The sequence below is a fragment of the Desulfobaculum xiamenense genome (genome assembly GCF_011927665.1).
Lineage (GTDB): Bacteria > Desulfobacterota > Desulfovibrionia > Desulfovibrionales > Desulfovibrionaceae > Desulfobaculum > Desulfobaculum xiamenense.
Map to the genome: position 1 here is coordinate 1,270,539 of NZ_JAATJA010000001.1, position 15,523 is coordinate 1,286,061.

General features: G+C 61.9%; 25 protein-coding genes. 5 read left to right on the top strand and 20 right to left on the bottom strand.

Translation table 11 applies throughout. The features are described from left to right. Window positions 1-61: 61 nt before the first annotated feature. From GGQ74_RS05815 to GGQ74_RS05905, 20 genes are all read right to left on the bottom strand, one after another. The gene (locus tag GGQ74_RS05815; RefSeq protein ID WP_167940559.1) at window positions 62-1,528 is read right to left on the bottom strand and encodes a DUF4055 domain-containing protein; all 1,467 of its coding nucleotides are present in this window, start codon (window positions 1,526-1,528) and stop codon (window positions 62-64) included. Further along, window positions 1,525-2,919 (bottom strand): terminase family protein, encoded by a 1,395-nt coding sequence (locus GGQ74_RS05820; protein ID WP_167940560.1) that lies wholly within the window; start codon window positions 2,917-2,919, stop codon window positions 1,525-1,527. The genes GGQ74_RS05815 and GGQ74_RS05820 overlap by 4 nt, the downstream gene beginning before the upstream one ends. After that, window positions 2,912-3,412 carry a terminase small subunit-like protein gene (locus GGQ74_RS05825; protein ID WP_209280072.1) on the bottom strand — a complete coding sequence of 167 codons (501 nt, stop codon included), beginning with the start codon at window positions 3,410-3,412 and terminating at the stop codon, window positions 2,912-2,914. The genes GGQ74_RS05820 and GGQ74_RS05825 overlap by 8 nt, the downstream gene beginning before the upstream one ends. Window positions 3,413-3,415: 3 nt before the next feature. After that, the gene (locus tag GGQ74_RS05830; protein ID WP_167940561.1) at window positions 3,416-3,721 is read right to left on the bottom strand and encodes a hypothetical protein; all 306 of its coding nucleotides are present in this window, start codon (window positions 3,719-3,721) and stop codon (window positions 3,416-3,418) included. 6 nt (window positions 3,722-3,727) lie between these two features. Beyond that, on the bottom strand, window positions 3,728-4,288 hold the full coding sequence (locus tag GGQ74_RS05835) for a hypothetical protein (protein WP_167940562.1): 561 nt from the start codon (window positions 4,286-4,288) through the stop codon (window positions 3,728-3,730). A 145-nt stretch (window positions 4,289-4,433) separates the two neighbouring features. Further along, on the bottom strand, window positions 4,434-4,574 hold the full coding sequence (locus GGQ74_RS05840; RefSeq protein ID WP_167940563.1) for a hypothetical protein: 141 nt from the start codon (window positions 4,572-4,574) through the stop codon (window positions 4,434-4,436). A gap of 81 nt (window positions 4,575-4,655) precedes the next feature. Further along, window positions 4,656-4,874, bottom strand: coding sequence for a hypothetical protein (locus GGQ74_RS05845; RefSeq protein WP_167940564.1), 219 nt, complete (start codon window positions 4,872-4,874; stop codon window positions 4,656-4,658). 123 nt (window positions 4,875-4,997) lie between these two features. Beyond that, window positions 4,998-7,124 carry a KAP family P-loop NTPase fold protein gene (locus GGQ74_RS05850; protein WP_167940565.1) on the bottom strand — a complete coding sequence of 709 codons (2,127 nt, stop codon included), beginning with the start codon at window positions 7,122-7,124 and terminating at the stop codon, window positions 4,998-5,000. Between the two features lie 61 nt (window positions 7,125-7,185). Further along, a complete protein-coding gene (locus GGQ74_RS16395; RefSeq protein ID WP_280712727.1) occupies window positions 7,186-7,320 on the bottom strand; it encodes a hypothetical protein in 135 nt (44 codons plus the stop codon). Next, window positions 7,317-7,901 (bottom strand): glycoside hydrolase family 108 protein, encoded by a 585-nt coding sequence (locus GGQ74_RS05855; RefSeq protein ID WP_167940566.1) that lies wholly within the window; start codon window positions 7,899-7,901, stop codon window positions 7,317-7,319. Before GGQ74_RS05855 ends, GGQ74_RS16395 begins: the two co-directional genes overlap by 4 nt. Further along, on the bottom strand, window positions 7,876-8,079 hold the full coding sequence (locus GGQ74_RS05860; RefSeq protein ID WP_167940567.1) for a hypothetical protein: 204 nt from the start codon (window positions 8,077-8,079) through the stop codon (window positions 7,876-7,878). The genes GGQ74_RS05855 and GGQ74_RS05860 overlap by 26 nt, the downstream gene beginning before the upstream one ends. Continuing rightward, window positions 8,072-8,560 carry a VRR-NUC domain-containing protein gene (locus tag GGQ74_RS05865; RefSeq protein ID WP_167940568.1) on the bottom strand — a complete coding sequence of 163 codons (489 nt, stop codon included), beginning with the start codon at window positions 8,558-8,560 and terminating at the stop codon, window positions 8,072-8,074. Before GGQ74_RS05865 ends, GGQ74_RS05860 begins: the two co-directional genes overlap by 8 nt. Further along, window positions 8,553-8,777, bottom strand: coding sequence for a hypothetical protein (locus GGQ74_RS05870; protein WP_167940569.1), 225 nt, complete (start codon window positions 8,775-8,777; stop codon window positions 8,553-8,555). Before GGQ74_RS05870 ends, GGQ74_RS05865 begins: the two co-directional genes overlap by 8 nt. Further along, a complete protein-coding gene (locus GGQ74_RS05875; protein ID WP_167940570.1) occupies window positions 8,774-9,388 on the bottom strand; it encodes a hypothetical protein in 615 nt (204 codons plus the stop codon). The genes GGQ74_RS05870 and GGQ74_RS05875 overlap by 4 nt, the downstream gene beginning before the upstream one ends. Continuing rightward, window positions 9,375-9,854, bottom strand: coding sequence for a single-stranded DNA-binding protein (locus tag GGQ74_RS05880; protein ID WP_167940571.1), 480 nt, complete (start codon window positions 9,852-9,854; stop codon window positions 9,375-9,377). The genes GGQ74_RS05875 and GGQ74_RS05880 overlap by 14 nt, the downstream gene beginning before the upstream one ends. A gap of 49 nt (window positions 9,855-9,903) precedes the next feature. After that, window positions 9,904-10,119: a hypothetical protein gene (locus GGQ74_RS05885; protein WP_167940572.1), complete on the bottom strand. Its 216-nt coding sequence runs from the start codon at window positions 10,117-10,119 to the stop codon at window positions 9,904-9,906. Next, window positions 10,107-10,676, bottom strand: coding sequence for a hypothetical protein (locus GGQ74_RS05890; RefSeq protein ID WP_167940573.1), 570 nt, complete (start codon window positions 10,674-10,676; stop codon window positions 10,107-10,109). Before GGQ74_RS05890 ends, GGQ74_RS05885 begins: the two co-directional genes overlap by 13 nt. Beyond that, window positions 10,673-11,677 carry a hypothetical protein gene (locus GGQ74_RS05895; protein WP_167940574.1) on the bottom strand — a complete coding sequence of 335 codons (1,005 nt, stop codon included), beginning with the start codon at window positions 11,675-11,677 and terminating at the stop codon, window positions 10,673-10,675. The genes GGQ74_RS05890 and GGQ74_RS05895 overlap by 4 nt, the downstream gene beginning before the upstream one ends. Next, window positions 11,674-11,907 carry a DUF4258 domain-containing protein gene (locus tag GGQ74_RS05900; RefSeq protein ID WP_167940575.1) on the bottom strand — a complete coding sequence of 78 codons (234 nt, stop codon included), beginning with the start codon at window positions 11,905-11,907 and terminating at the stop codon, window positions 11,674-11,676. Before GGQ74_RS05900 ends, GGQ74_RS05895 begins: the two co-directional genes overlap by 4 nt. Further along, window positions 11,904-12,374 carry a phage regulatory CII family protein gene (locus tag GGQ74_RS05905; protein WP_167940576.1) on the bottom strand — a complete coding sequence of 157 codons (471 nt, stop codon included), beginning with the start codon at window positions 12,372-12,374 and terminating at the stop codon, window positions 11,904-11,906. Before GGQ74_RS05905 ends, GGQ74_RS05900 begins: the two co-directional genes overlap by 4 nt. A 405-nt stretch (window positions 12,375-12,779) precedes the next feature. Between GGQ74_RS05905 and GGQ74_RS05915 the strand changes: the two genes are divergently transcribed. From GGQ74_RS05915 to GGQ74_RS05935, 5 genes are all read left to right on the top strand, one after another. Further along, the gene (locus GGQ74_RS05915; RefSeq protein ID WP_167940578.1) at window positions 12,780-13,469 is read left to right on the top strand and encodes a S24 family peptidase; all 690 of its coding nucleotides are present in this window, start codon (window positions 12,780-12,782) and stop codon (window positions 13,467-13,469) included. A 430-nt stretch (window positions 13,470-13,899) separates the two neighbouring features. Next, complete coding sequence (locus GGQ74_RS05920; RefSeq protein ID WP_167940579.1) at window positions 13,900-14,046, top strand: hypothetical protein; 147 nt, start codon at window positions 13,900-13,902, stop codon at window positions 14,044-14,046. Beyond that, window positions 14,043-14,207: a hypothetical protein gene (locus GGQ74_RS05925; RefSeq protein ID WP_167940580.1), complete on the top strand. Its 165-nt coding sequence runs from the start codon at window positions 14,043-14,045 to the stop codon at window positions 14,205-14,207. Before GGQ74_RS05920 ends, GGQ74_RS05925 begins: the two co-directional genes overlap by 4 nt. 61 nt (window positions 14,208-14,268) lie before the next feature. Then, window positions 14,269-14,544 carry a hypothetical protein gene (locus GGQ74_RS05930; RefSeq protein WP_167940581.1) on the top strand — a complete coding sequence of 92 codons (276 nt, stop codon included), beginning with the start codon at window positions 14,269-14,271 and terminating at the stop codon, window positions 14,542-14,544. Between the two features lie 5 nt (window positions 14,545-14,549). Further along, window positions 14,550-15,515: a hypothetical protein gene (locus tag GGQ74_RS05935; RefSeq protein WP_245168192.1), complete on the top strand. Its 966-nt coding sequence runs from the start codon at window positions 14,550-14,552 to the stop codon at window positions 15,513-15,515. Window positions 15,516-15,523: the final 8 nt, after the last annotated feature.

A 15,523-nucleotide genomic window follows, 5' to 3' on the forward strand; every position in this document is an offset into this window, starting at 1 on the left:
GACAAAATCCGGCTCGTCAAGACGGCAGAGCGGCGCGAGAAGATCGCCCTAGGCTTGTGGCTCATGCTTTCGAAGCTCCCGAATCTGGACGATCCCCCCGCAGGAAGGTCCCAGCCAAAGCGGCCAGCCCCAGACCCGGCCGATTCTGAAACGACGCCTCAATCTCCCTCCACTCCCACGAATCCGCCAGAAGACCCCGACGCTTGAACTCCTCGAAGACGACCTGAGTCGAAATCACGCCCTGCTGCTCGGCCTTGAGCAGGAGATCGGCGTCCAGCCCGTCCTGCATGCGGAACTCGGTGTTGACCTCGCACGAGCCACCGCCCTCCTGCCCTAGCCAGCGCGCGGTGAAATGCAGGGCCTGCTCCAGCGCGTCCCGGAACTGCAACGCCCACGACTTGAGGGTGGAATCCGACTCGGCCGAATCCAGCGCCTTCTCCGTGGCCGTGATGTTGCCGGTGCGCGGCATGAGCAGTTGCAACCCGTAGAGCGCCATGGCCTCCTCAAGGTCCTTGAGGTCGCGCCGCCCGGCCTCAATGGCCGCCCCGCCGTGCTCCACGCTCTTCAGATCGGCGTTTTCGCTGTCCGAATGGATGAGTCGATTGGGGCCAACCACGATGTCCCCGGCCTCGTCTCTGGTGAGACACTTGCCGAACAGGAGCGGCACCCGGCAGAAATGCAGAATGTTGCGCTGGTCGCTGGACGACTGCCAATGCGCGAGGTTGAGATAGGCGAGATCCTCAAGGGCGGGCCGTGCGGTCATGGCGCTCTCGCGGTCGCCCGGCATGAAGGTGACCAACGGAATCTCGTCCAGGGTGGTCACCCCCTCCTCGATGCGCGCCCACGTCTCGTCCCCGCCCTTCCCCTTGCGCTTCTCCCAAAGCTCATAGCGCCCCGGCTCCAGCAGACGGATGCGTTCCACGCGCCGCACGCCGTATTCGCCATCCGGCTCGCTGACGCTCTCGCGAATGCGCACCTGCGTCAGCCGCGACCGTCCGCCCTCCACCTCACTCCGCCAGCCAATGACATGTTCACCACGCACAAGCACCCAATAGGGCCTGCGCCGCTGCTCGCGCTCCTCGGCGCGGGTGAGTTCCCGCGTCCGCCCCTGCGCGTCGCGAGGCGCAGGAGGCATATCCACGAGGATGTGCGCGACGCCATGATCCACACCGGCCCGGAAAACTTCCTCGGCGAAGATGGACAGCGCATTCCCGGCGTTGTCCACGTTCTCGGCGAACTCCACGGCCGCCTCCGGAACGTCTTCGCCAAGCACCACGTCCCGCGCGAAGACCTGCCCAGTGAGATAGGCCACAGTGCGGCGATAGGCGTTGTGAAGCACTGTGCGGTCCCGCCGCGCACGGTAGGCGGCTGCCGACTCCGCAGGCTCCTGCGGCAGGAAGGCCCTGTCAGCGTCGCGCATGGCCTGCGTTCCACCCATGAGGGCCACGGGCAGACGCAGACGGACGACATAGTCCTCGTGCTCCTGCAACGGATTGGCCACGGGGTGCTTTTGCTCGATGCTCGTCATAGTCCAAGCTCCTGACTGGTGGTGGTCGTGACGCGCGCCGTGGCGCGGTATCTCGTCTCGTCGTAGATGTGATCCTCGGCCTCGGTCTCCACGTCGTCGGGGTCGCGCTCGGAACGCGGCAGCACCGGAACGGTGCGGATGAAATGCGTACACGTGTCGAAGACGAACAGCCCCGGATGCTCCATTGGGCGCTCAAGCCCGGCCTTGAGGAGCTTGCGCACCTTCTCCAACCCGTTGCGACGGCTACCGGGGCGCTTGTCGGCCCGTTCCCAGCGCACGCCGCGCTTGCCCATATCGTCGGCAATACACACGCCGTTCTCGGCATCGAAAATGGAGGCGTCCGCCGGACCGGGCAGCACCCTGCGTCCCTTGAGTGCCGGATGCTCGGCCTCGCGCCTACGGATGCCTTCGGCGATCTCCACGGCCAGCATGCGGCATCCCTCGTTGGGCTGGCCGTTCCAGCCGTACCACTCGGCAACACGCACGAGCGTCCCGCGCGGCAGGCAGCGCATCCGGCCATCGGCCATGCGGACCTCGGTGCCGTCGGACTCAGCCCACCACCCCACGGAGAAGGGACGCGAGCTGCCCCAGTCGAAGGAGCGGTCGATGCGCCACGAGTGCGGAATCTCGAAGGGCCGCAGCACATGCGACTCGCGGTCCCACACGTCGTCCACGGCTCCACCCGCCACAATGTCCCAATCCCCATAGAGCCAAGCCCTGCGGCGATTGACGTTGGTGTCCGCCTCAAGGCTCTTCAGGTAGTCGGGGTCTGCGGCGAGGAGGATGCGATTCTCGCGGATGGATCCGTGCAGGCGCACGCGGATGCGTCCGTTTCCGTCACGGATGGGCACGCCGGGCGGGGCTGGGTCGATGAAACGGTGCTTGACCCAGTTGTGCCCCTTACCGAAGGGGTTGCAGGTCGCGCGGTACTTGCGGGGAACGCGCGGGTCCGAGGAACGGCAGCAGGCCTTCATGGCGTCGTAGCAGTCCGGCCCGGCCCAGTTGGTCAGTTCCTCCCACCCGATCCATGGGTACTCGTGCCCGTGGTAGTTCCAGTAGTCGTCGGGCCGATTCATGTACCGCAGGAGCAGCTCCTCCCCGCCCGGCCACCGCCAGCCCATGTCGGACTCGTTGAAGCGCGCGCCGGGGAAGATGCGCCGGAACCACTTCTTCGTCTTGACCACGACGTCCGAGAGCTGCTTGTACGTCTCGCGAAAAAGAATGCCGCGCCACGACAGGCCGAAGCCAAGGCCCACGTGCTGCGCGAAGTCCATGATCAGGGCATCGGTCTTCCCCGGTCCGCGTGTGCCCTCGTACAAGCATTCGAAATGCGGACACGAGAGGAAGAGGCTCTGGCTGCCCGGCTGCGGGGTCCAGACCACATCAGCCATCGTCCCCGCTCTTCTGGCCCGCCCCGTGCCCGGCGGCGGCCTTGTCCCATGCGGCGGGATCAGCGGTGCCGGGCACCATAAGCACCCCGCCCTTGACCTCTCCGGAATGGTCGAGATTCAGCCTGTCACCGTACTTCTTCGGCAGCAGCTTCGCGGCCAGCCACTTGCGCGTGTCCACCCGCAGCTTCGAGCGCTGGATCCACTCCACATCAGGCCCGTCATACTCATCACCGCCGCGTGTGGTGCGGGTCACGGTGTCGCGGGTTGCGTCGTCGGCGATGTCCAGCATCTCCTCCACCAGCCGCTCCACCTGCACTTCCTTCGCGCGCGCGTACTGCTCCCGAAACCCCTCCCGCTCCGCGAGCCAGCGGAACACCGTCGACATGGCGGGCATGTCCGCCTCGGCACAGATGGCGCGCACGGAGTCCCCCTCGGCGATGCGGCTGCAGATGGTCTCCGCAAGGCGGGCACTGAACCGCGACGGCCTGCCCATGCCTCACTCCCTGCCCCGTCCGTCGGCCAGGGCCTCGGCTCCGGCGCTGTCGGGCCGCTCGCGGTGGGTGTCGCGGCTGCGCTGCCACCACTGTTCCTCGATGCGCCGAAGCACGCCGTCCATCCGTTCAAGGATGGTCTCCATGCGCTCAAGCCGGGGCTGCGCCTGCTCGCGAAAGGCGGTGTTGGCCTCCACGTCGCGCCGGATGCCGCCGATCCACACGGCGGCACCGATGAGCGCGACAAGCAGCGTCCAGATTACGGCGCACCACGCCGGACGAAGCTCGCCGTTATCCTCCCGCTTGACCATGCCCGCCTACTCCCTGCGGAACTCGCGCACGAGGCGCGCGATGTCGCGGACGATGGCGGCCAGTTCCGTACGCCGCGCCAGCAGTTCCCCTGCGCACTCAGGTTCGGGACCGGCGGCGTAGAGTTCGGCGGCATGGCGTAGCAGCGGCAACAGCGCGTCGGCCTTCTCGATGATCGGGCCGACCTTGGCCGCGAGCTTTGCGGCCTCCTCGGCGTTGAGTTCCGACAGCAGCAATTCGTATCCCGCGATGGCCGTCTCGTATGCGGCCTCGGCCTGCGCAACGTGAAGCATGATTTCCTCGGGCGTGGGCGTGTCGGGTGCGCCGTCGCCCTGCCTGCCGGAGCAGCCGGGCACGAGGACCAGAGCGACGAGCAGCACGAAGGCCAGCATCAGCGACATGCAGACCTTCGGGAGTTTCCCGAGGGCCTTGAGCACGGCCTTGAGGCTGGTGAGGATGAGATCGTCGTATTTGGTGGGGCTGAGCGCGACGGCCTTGTCAGCCACGATCAGCGCGGTGGGAATGAGCCAGTCGGCGTTCGCCGCGAGCCATGCGAGAACGGCTTCCATGATGCGCACCTCTCAAGCGTCGGGGTCATTGTGGAGCCGCCAGCGGTAGTGCCGCATGGCCCATGTCCGCACCGTGGCCGAACGGCGGGGGTCGTCGTCGGGCAGTGGGCGGGCAGGAACGGGATCGGGCGGTGCCGCGGGTCGGCTAACGGCGGGGGAGGATGCGGCGGTAGATGTGGCGCTCGTAGAAGGCCGAGAACGTTCGCGCCCAGCCGCGCAGGCCGAAGCCGCGCAACCGGCAGTAGACGTGGAGGGGGTTGAGGTGATGTTCGAGGAATCGCCGCACATATCGCCCCGCATGTCCGATGGTTTCAGAACATGGCGGGAGCGTTAGCCGCGATGCGGGACATTTGTGAGGAAAAGGATGTCACTCCGGCGAGGAAAGAAGCCGCCGGATATGCCGGGGGGACCGGCCAATGGAAGCGGCGATGGCCTCGATGCGCACGCCTCGCGAGTGCATCTCGCACGCGTCGCGCCGCACCGTGCGCGGCAGCCGGGGCAGATACACTCGGCTCCCGCCCGCATACCGCGCCAACAACCGCGCAGCCTCTTCGCCGATCACGTCACAGAGTTCGTCGAATGTCATGAGGGCCTCCATCGTCAGGCTGTACCCCAAAATCTGTCCGAGGACTAACCTAGTAGCTAAACTTATTCAGATCCATAATGCATCTCCAACATTTTAAAAAATAAATTAATATTACAAACAGCGTCAACTGCGCAACACTCCACAATCTTTCCACTCATCTAAAGCACGTCTTAATTCCATTAACAAAACTTCATCGAGACCATCCTTCTCTGCTAAAGCGTTCCATCCATCTTTATCCATTAAAATTTTCAGATCACTTACTTCAAAATAAGGCCAATTCATTTTTTTTGTGTCATGCCACCCCCAGCGGGCCATTCCGAGCAAGAATTCGTTAGGTTGGTCAGCTATGAATCTATCTCTAATCGCAGACGACTCGCTCGGCCAAAGAAGAAACAAATGCCGAATGTATACATCATCAGCTAGATTATATTGCCCAGAATCGATTTGGGCTTGCAAAGTAACCCAAGCCTCCTTTTTTAATGCGATCAACCTCTCTTCTTCTAGTCCATGTCTTTCCTGCAAAGCAAAAATAAACCGTGGCACCAAATCAATCACATTGGCACATTCAACTGCATACTCCAGCAAATATACCTGCTCTTCATATCTAAAACTCTCCCATATTGTGCACAAAAGTTGTTCGAGAATCGACCTGTTAAACCGGTCTCTAGTTTTATTTTGCGGATACATGTTCATCAAGACAACGAACAAATTTTCTACTTTATATTCCAGGAATTGATGCCAAGTTCGCAATAGCTGTCCAACAAGTTTGGGATACAGAGATAAAAATTCAGTTATTTTATAGGTAAGACTTTCGAGCGAATGAGAACTCTTAGCCAACGAGTCAACCACATACTGTGGCGCCACACCTTCTGTCAGCTGATAATAAAAGTACGTGTCAAAATTAATCTGCGACTGAATGCCCAGTGGTATCTTACCTTCATTTTCCTTTACATTAAAGATCTTCATTATCTGATCAGATTTTGAAAGCTTCGCATAAAATAAAAACGACACTGCTTTTTCAACCGCATCCCTATTTGTACTTGACGAATATTCCATTAAGCGTTCTTTCCAAATATCTTCATCGGAAAGCTTGTCTGCATTTACATCATGGCACACCCCCGTCTTCGTAAGAAACAACTTTTCCTTATATATATACAAATACACTTCGGGTTCGAACAGTCTTAACACTTCAATTATGATAAAATCGACAGGAACAACCTCGATTTTTCCACCAACGACGAGCGTTTCCAGCGGCAATACCATTGAATTAATTAGCCGCTTAACATCCCTTTGTGATTTTATAAATGGCGCAACGACATCAACATAATGTTCATCATTATGTCGCAAGCAAATTTCTATACCATGTGCACCAAAGAGCTTTTCAAGCTCACTCACAAAAAAATTCATAACACAATGCGCCTGCGGACGGGGAATGGGATAAACAACCTGCACAATCTTATCGAGATAAGATACACCGCTACGGCTCTTTCCAAGCGCATCGTCAACAATTTTTCTATCGAATAAAAGCAAAAAAACAAAGTTATTAATATCAGCCTGGCACTTCACAAACTGGATTATACATCGTATTTTTTCATTATTAAGCCTATCTACATCATCAATAACCACTAAAACTTTATCAACACCCGACTTTATTAAGGCTTCGGAGATACCTCGCTTGCGCTCTTCAAGACTTAGGTCAGATCGAAAAAATGCTGACAAAAGATGCAAAAACGCAAACTTTAGCATATTGAATAACAACAAAGATCCAACTAACACCATAGCGATTATAGACAACACCCCTTCAACTGCGGCCTGTTCACACACCCCAGCCGACACAAGAGACGTCGCGACAACAGCGCCCCACACCCCAAACTCGTCCCAAGCTGCTTTCAGACTATACCGACCAGTCATCGCATGCATGGCTTTCCTAACTTTTCCGCCACCTTTGCAATGAAATTTCTGGGCAAGCTCCTCAAAAAACAACTTCGTCAGCGACTCAGCATCCGAAAAATTCCATGGACAAAACTCCACTATCCTTAAACCATCATCTGGTTTTTTCCTTATATATTCCAGAACCATATTCTTCATTGATGTCTTGCCTGCGCCCCAAGGCCCATCAAACGCAATCACCAACGGGTCGTTTTCTTTATACCTTATAATCTCGCAGGCCGCGCGATGAGCAATTTCTTTTCTATCGAACGCATCTTCCTTCACACTCTGAATCGCACGGTCTGGGTTAATCACATACATCTATTGTCTCCATCCATCTAACATCTTTTACAATCGTAAAATCGTCCGTTTCGAAATTTCCTTACCCACCAATACAACACGCAAGCAATCCATACCAAACCCAATCAACCGTAATTGCGATATCATTTTCCTCACGATCCTTCTCGGAACGTAGCCAGATTTCTTCCCACGTGGCGATGGCGCGTTCCTCGTTCATCGCACGCCCTCCCGCACGGCGATGGTTCGGTTGAGCCAGCCGAGGAGAAAGGTTCGTGCCCAGTCGCGGGCGGCAAGGCGGGTGTAGTGGCTCACGCGGCGCATGACTAGGGAATCGAGGATGCCCAGCCCATAGCCCTCCCTGTTCGCCCTGCCGAGCACCGACAGTGTGTTGGGACCGATGTTGCCATCCACGCGCAGGACCGCCCGCAGAGAAGAGCGCCGTTCGTTTAGCGCCTCCTGGAGCCATACCGCCGTGCGCCTGCGCCCCACGTTCACCGCGGTATCGAACAGCACCGGGGCCAACTGCCACGACTGCGCCAACACATCGTCCAGCCGAAGGCGATCCCAGAAGTAGCGCCGGTAGATGTCCGCCGCCTGCGCAGCGTCCATCGCCGCCACGTCCTGCCACGTCACGGTGCCGTCGCGATTCAGATCCGCATCGCGCAGGGGCAGTTCCCGCAGGAACCGGAAGCTGACGCCGTATTTCGTCGCCCCGCCTGGGTCGCTCGGGTCGTTGGTGAATCGCTCGCCGCCTTCCCACCGCAGCACGAATTCAAGAGCCTTCTCGAACGCCGCCATTGCGCGTTGCCTCCAGTTCCAGATTGAGTCTTCCGAGTTCCTCGGACAGTTCCCGATTCCGTTTCTTCAACGCTTCGACCTCATTCTCCAGTTGCCGCTGCCGCCGCACGTGGGCGTCCACCGCCCGCAGGTGCGCCGCCACCGGCATGCCGTCCGTCGGCACCTTGCGTTCACGCATCGCCCTGCCCTCCACCGAGGTAATCGACCAGCGCCGCGATGGCCTGTCGCGCACCATGGCAGACCTCCACCCGATGCCCCTCCGCCCGCAGCCGCACCACGATGGCCTCCTGCCGCGCTGTGAGGGTGTTGCGACCGACCTTCATTTCGATCCACAGGCCATGGTGGGCACCGCGTGCGACGGGCAGATGCACGTCCGGCACTCCGGCCCGCACGCCCTCGGCCTTCAGCTTCACGGCCACGCCGCGATGCCGATGCCCGCCGTTGGGAATGGCGTAGAGCAATGCCAACTCCGGCATGGCGGATTCCATGCTCCGCGCCCACGCGAAGAGCGCCACCTGTTCCTCGTGCTCGCTCGCTGCGACTGCGGGCATGGTCACCCGCTGAGCGGACCGCGAAACGTCCGGCGAACGCCGCCGCAGGGGAAGTCTGCCAGTGCGGAAGTATTCCTGCGCCTCCTGCGCGGTCCATCGTTCACTCATCGCCCACCCCGGCAGCGCGCAGGGCATCGAGGGCGTCCGAGGCGATGGAAAAGACCACCGTGTTCGACGCCGCGCCGTCCAGCGCCAGCATCCGCAGCGCCCGAAACTGCCGCAGGCACTGCGCGAGAAGCTGCGCGGCTTCCAGTTCCCGTGCCGCGCAGCCAAGCGTAGAGCCGCTGATCCCCACCGCGTCCAGATGTCCCATGCCGTCGCTCATGATGCCTCCCTGTCGAAACCCCGCCCGGCCAGCACCCGTGCGCCCCACAGCCGGACATGCCTGTTGCCGCACACGCAGCGGCCGCTTGTGTCGCCCCAGCGGTAGCGCTGACGCGGCACGGTCCCACCCCGATGGCGGAGCATCCGCACGATGTTCTCGACCGCGCGCGGGGCAAGGCCTTCGCGCTTGGCCTCGCGGTTGAAGGCCTCCACGAATTCGCGCAACAGCACCCGGCGATGCGCGTCCCACGGTGCGGATTCGAGGGTTCGGGCAAGGACGATCTCCACGGGTACGGCGGGTGGCGAAGGTGGCGGAGGCGGCAAGGTTCGGGGCTTGCGCGGCTTGAGATTCCGCGAGCCGCGCGGGCGTCCCATGGGCCGCCGTTCCGGAGCGGTCGCGACGGCCCCGGCCTCGGCCTGCCGCCACGCGGTGCAGGTCATGCACTCGTGGGGCCGGGGCATGCCCATGGCCCAGCTAAACGACAACGGGCGCTCTCGGATGGAGCGGCACGCATCCGGGGTCAGGTTCATGCGCAGCGCCTCGCAACGGAAGGTATGCCGCGCCAGCCATTCCCGCTGGTCATGCTCGGAGAGGCGGCTAGAAGGGCACATCGTCCATCCCCGAGGCTTCGGAAGGAAACGCGGGCCCGAGGTCCTCCTCGCCCCAGCTCTCCGGGGTACCATGCGAACCGCCCTGCCGCGCGCAGGCTTGCCGTCCGCCGTCGGCAGCGTTCTGCTCACGCTTGCGTGGGGAATCGAGGAACTGCACCCGCTGCGCGCGAATCTCCGTGGTGTAGCGGTCGGAACCGTCCTGCGCCTGCCACTTGCTGGTGTTCAGGCTGCCTTCGACGTAGACGAGGCTGCCCTTGCTCAAGTGGTTCGCGCAGGGTTCGGCCTGCCGCCCGAAGATCGTGACGCGGTGCCACTGCGTGCGCTCGACGCGCTCGCCGTGCTGGTTGGTGTACGAATCGTCCGTGGCCACGCTGAGGGTGGTCACGGGCTGGCCGTCGCGGGTGTAGCGCAACTCGGGGTCACGCCCCAGACGGCCGATGATGGACGCCCTGTTCAGGCTCGGCATACCCGGTCCTCCGGTCTGGCGGTCGGGATGGCTCCTGACCGCACGGGTTTCACGTTCTCCGGCCCTTGCGGCCAGACTCGGCCTCGCGCAGACGGATGACCTGCATCCGCGCCCGAATGCCCTCCTCGTCCCACTCGCAGCACCCGTCGATGACCTCGCCGAAGCAGTCGCCGAAGTACGGCCGATTTGCGCAGCAATACTTGCAGGCCAGCGGATACCGACGGCGCACCTCGGCGGGATCCATGCCGCGCGCTATCGGTTCCACGGCAGGCTCCCAACGGTCTCCGGCGTGCGAAGCGGACCTTCGCCCCGCCACTGCGGCATGCTGCCCTGAAACTCCCAGCCCTGCGCCTGAAGCTGCGACGCCGTGGCCATCGGAATGATCGACACCGGCGCGCCGTTGCATGTCGCACAGCGGAAGACGGCGGTCTGGATGCGTTCGTACTCGCGGCCATCCGGTCCGATGTAGGGCCGATAAATCCCGTCACGCCCCACAAGCGGACGCTGCACGTAGAGCAGCCCGCCCAGACACTCGCCGCAGGACCGCCCGACCTCCTCCCGGCGACTGGCGACGCGCTCGGGATGCTCGCGCAGCCACTCGTCCCACAGTTGGCGGACGTTCCGGGGCAGGTTGCGCGGAAAGAAGTCCTGCCCCTGCTGGATGCGGGCCTCAATCCATCCGAGCGGCTCGGCGGGAATCTCCGCGACATGGCGATACCAGAGCTTCAACTGGTCGCGTCCCGCCTCGCTCTCGATGTCGAAGGGCCGCCCGAAGTAGCGGCAAAGACTTTTCACGAACTCGGCGAAATCCTGCCGCGTCATGGCGCACCTCGCACGGGCTCGGCGTCATCGGCGGCGTCGGCCTCGCGCGCCCACTCGTCGATGGCCTCCTCGACGCTCCGCTGCGCAGCACGCGGCGGTCGGTCCTTCCAGCGCCCACTGGTGAGCCACTTTGCCGGGAGCGGGATGTACCGCCCACCGTCCCGCCGCCAGTCGTCGCCCTCGCCCTGCTCGTGTAGCGCGTGCAGCAACGTGGCCAGCCCCGGAAAGTCCATGCGCCCACAGACGGCAGTCCACGCGCGCCAAGCGTCATCCTGCCCGACCTGCTTCGGGTAGGCGTCCCAGAATTGCAGGAACTCGATGGTGTAATCCGGAGCACGCGCACACGCACTTTCCGGGGGTGGTGCCGGAGGCCGATCGCTCGGCGTCTTGAGAGAGGGGGGTAAGGGGGGAGTGTGTGTCTTTCTTTCTTCTTGGATAGGAGAAGGAGAAGGAGCCAGCGGCGCGCTGGCGGTTGCGAGGCGATCGCTGGCGATCGCTGGCGAATCGCCGGAAGTTCGCGGGGGGATCGCCGAGGGACTGCTGGGCCCTCGTCCCGCGACCACGGAGCGAAAAGCCTTCCATCGGGCGTATTCGCTAGGCGATAGCCGATCAATTCCACGGCGAAGGCACTCGTCAAACCCTTCTTTGTTTACCTGTCTTAATCTCGACAGCCGCGCCTTATCGCTACGCTCTTCGGCTTCCGAGGCCCAAAGGTTGTGCTCTTGCCAATCATGAATACGATACGTCCCGTCCTCGTCACGCTCGACGAACCCGGTTTCGCACAACGAGCGCACGAACTCATCCGGATCGCCGAGCCAATCGACAGAAACGGCGATGTCCTCCGCATCCATCCCGCGCAGTGAACCATCGGGCCGATACTGAGCCGCATAGGTCCAGAGTTTCAGAAGGTGGACAATGCCATCCGGGCCAAGGCGGCGAAGCAGCTTCTTCGTCTTGTGATGGCTGAAGAATGTGGTCGAAATCCGAATGTCGGCGTTCATCTCCTGCGCCCCTTCGTCTGAGGCCCCCCTCCCCGCTCCACCCCGCACCACGCCGTGACCACCACTCCGGCCCGGCTGATAATGACGTTCATGTCCCCGAGCCGATACAGGAAGCGTCCGCCCCGCTGCGGATAGCCGCGGCCCCGAGAGAGCACGTTGCCCACCTGCTGACGGGTGATGCCGCGCTCCCGCATCCGTTCCCGCGCATGGTCACTCATCCAGACTATCATCCGACCTCCTCCGCGCCCGGAACCAGCGGCCCCGGACGGTATTTCTCGCGCTCGTGGAAGGCCTGCGTTTCCTCGATCTCCTGACAGGCCTTCCGGGCAAGCGCCCGCGTTTCATCGGGGGAAGCTCCGCACTCGATGGCGCGGCAGAATTCGGCGTGTGCGAGGTGATCGTGAACCATCTCCTCGTGCAGGGAATGACCGTCCGGAACAGGGCATCCGGCGGGAACAGCCCGCATGCCATAGCGCTCGCACAGCGCTTCCAGCACGGGTGCGGGGTCGAGGGAATCAAGCAGGATGAGGAACTGGCGCAGGTTGAGCTGGCGCTCGTCGTAGGGATTGAGCTTGGAATAGAGGGAACTCGCGGATATGCCGACACGGTCGGCCAATGCCTCGACCGAAAGCCGGTCCTGCCCGATGACCATCCGATGCACGGCGCTCAGCACCGGCATAGTGTTGCGCTGCCGCATGGGAAAACCTCCGATGCGATTGTCCTTGCGAGGCAGGGGCAGGCGGCTAAAATAGGCATCATCGAAATCCCCGCTACCGCCCATCTGCCGATGGTCTGCTGCTTACCTGCCTGTTCCTATCCGAGGCCGATCCGAATTCATCCCGGCGCTGGTTCGGAAGGCCCATCAAAAATGTCCGGCCGCAACACATGAGCAGGAATGCCGAAGGCTCTTTCGTATCGCTTCGCAGCGGACGGGCTAACCCTCCGCAACCCTTGACAATGACGCCAAACTGAGGGAGGTCCAAGCCCCACCATACTGGCCATAGCCTCGTACGTGAGGTGATGCGCCTTCCGGAAACGCTCAAGTGTATTCATGAGCAATAAATTACCAGTTGGAAATATTTTTGACAAGAGGCATTGCCCTATGGAAACTAAAACCCACGTAAGCGATGAGGGTATGAGATATTTCGCTGAATACCCCCGCATTGTCGAACTCATCATCGAGCGCATCGAAGCCCTGAAAGACAAGGGGCAAAGCTACGCTGCGACCGCAAAGCTCATCGGCGTAAAGCCCCCAACCATCACCCGCTGGCTCAAGGGGGATCGGTCGAAATTGTCCCTCGACATCTTCCTCCGCTGCATGGACGCGCTTCAGATTCAACCCCACGATGTCTTTTCAGGTATCACGCCAGACCTCCAGGAGTACGACTTCATCCCGAAGGTAACCGCCAAGCTTGGCTGCGGCAGCGGCTCCCTTCAGGTGGAAAGCGACGTCCAAGGCCTCTACGCCTTCCGCTCGGACTTCCTCGAAATGTGGCACTTCCACAAAAGCAGGCTTGTCATGTTCGAAGCCACGGGCGACAGCATGAGTCCCACCATTGAGGATGGCGACAACATACTCATCTCCACAGGCACCGACATGGCACCGCGCACGGGAGAACTCTGGGCTATCGGCATCGACGAAGAGCTTCTCATCAAACGTATTGAGCGCCGCCCCGGTGTTCTCGTTCTGAAATCCGACAACTTGTCGTACAAACCAATCGAAGTCCCTCTTAATGATCACGCCAACATCCGCTTGATTGGCAAAGCCCTTTGGCTTGCCAGAATTCTCTAACTTCCCACCCCACAAAAATTTTTTCACTTTTTGTTACCAATTGTCAGCGTTTTGTTGACCTAAAAATTACCTCTTGGTAATATCTGTTTCCAAGAGGAAAACACCACCCCGATACGCCCCGAAGCCACGCGAGCCTCGGCCGCAGAAGTAGGGAGACGCAGGAGTGGGGGTTCCAAAGCCACGAGTCCCGAGCACGGCAAGCCGCAAGCCACAAGGCGGGAAAGCACGCGACGGCAGGGACGACGGCACAAATTCCGAAACGTCGGGGTTTGCGGAGAGAGAGCCGCGAAGGAAGTCGAGGAGAGGACTTTCGCCAAGGGGATCCTTCCCCCGCCCACCACTCTTCACGATTCAGCGGTGACTCCTGGCCGGGCGCAAGGACATGTGACCCGGCCCCTCCCCAAGCCCCGACACACCACCGGAGGTCGCCATGGAATGGGTTTACGACAGCGCGTCGCACCGTCTCATGACGTTCGTGAAGACCCGGTCCGGCCGCATCATGCAGCTCACGGCGGACGATCTCGGCTCGCTGCGGGCAATGTACGAAGCCATCGTGCGCAAGGCGGTGGCAGCATGACCAGCGGCATCCGTAGCGCTTCGCCCCTGCGTCACGGCCTCACTCTTATTCTCACCATCGTAGCCGACGCCCTGCAATTCTGGATTCTCGCGGTCCTCTTCATCCTCGCCCTCGGCGCTCTCTGGAAGCTGGGCAACGTCCTCGAAGCCTCGCTCAACTAGGCGAACCCCCCTCGGCGTCTGCCACGCGGACGCGCCCGGCCTCGCCGGGAAGGAGAGAACCATGATCATCGTCGATCCGACGCACACCATCACCGGCAGGCTCTGCCCGAAATGCCTCGAACTGATCGGGCGCTGCGAGCGGCTCCACAAGGCTCCAGACGGCACCCTCGAATGCCGGGTCGCGGGCTGCGGATTCCGCGCCACGCCGGAGGAGCGCGACGAACAGATGCGCGCCCTCATCTACGAATCGTGCCTGCGCACGGGCTGCCCCTGCCCCGACGCCATGCGCCCCAGCTGGGCGCGGTCGGACAACGCCCTCAAGGAGGCCACATCGTGACCAGCATGCGAAACAACACCGCCGTCGTCCCGGCAACGCGACCCGCGGCACAGGTCCCGGCCATGCCCGCGCCCGTCGAGCAGTTCGCCATGCAGGCCGACGAGCTCAAGGCGCAGGTCACGCTCATCCAGAACGTGATGAACGCCGTCATGAAGCCGGGCGAGCACTACGGCACCATCCCCGGCTGCGGCGACAAGCCCGCCCTGCTCAAGCCCGGCGCAGAAAAGCTGGCCATGACCTTCCGCCTCGCCCCCTCCTACGAGATTGAACGCATCGACCTGCCGAACGGGCACCGCGAGTATCAGGTCACCGCCACACTCACCTCCGTCATGACCGGGTCCTACCTCGGGCAGGGTGTGGGCGCGTGCTCCACCCGCGAAGGCAAGTACCGCTACCGCTCCGAAGACACAGGCCGCGCCGTGCCCAAGGAATATTGGGACACGCGGGACCGGCAGCTCCTCGGCGGCCCCCAGTTCACGCCGCGCAAGAGCAAAGGGGAATGGTGCATCGTCGAGCGCGTCGAACACGACAATCCCGCCGACTACTACAACACGTGTCTCAAGATGGCGAAGAAACGGGCGCTGGTGGACGCGGTCCTCACCGCCACGGCGGCCAGCGACATCTTCACGCAGGACGTCGAGGACGATCCGAGCCTGTACGGCGGCAAGCCCGCCCAGACGGCGCAGCCCGGACAGCGGCAGGCCGCCCCGACACAGGGCGCGGCACCCCGACGCAACGGCGGCGGACGCGCCAGCGCCAAGCAGCTCACGGCCATCGGCAGGATGATAGACGGACGGCTCGGCTGGGACGAACGCACCACGCTGGCCGCCGTGAACGGCTTCCTCGGCGCGGAGGTGGACACGCTGGCCGATCTGACCATGGCGCAGGCCTCGGCCATCATCGACGCCCTTGGCAACGGCACGCTCGCGGCTCCGGACTCCATGAGCCGCATGGACGACGCACCGTTCTAGAAGGAGGC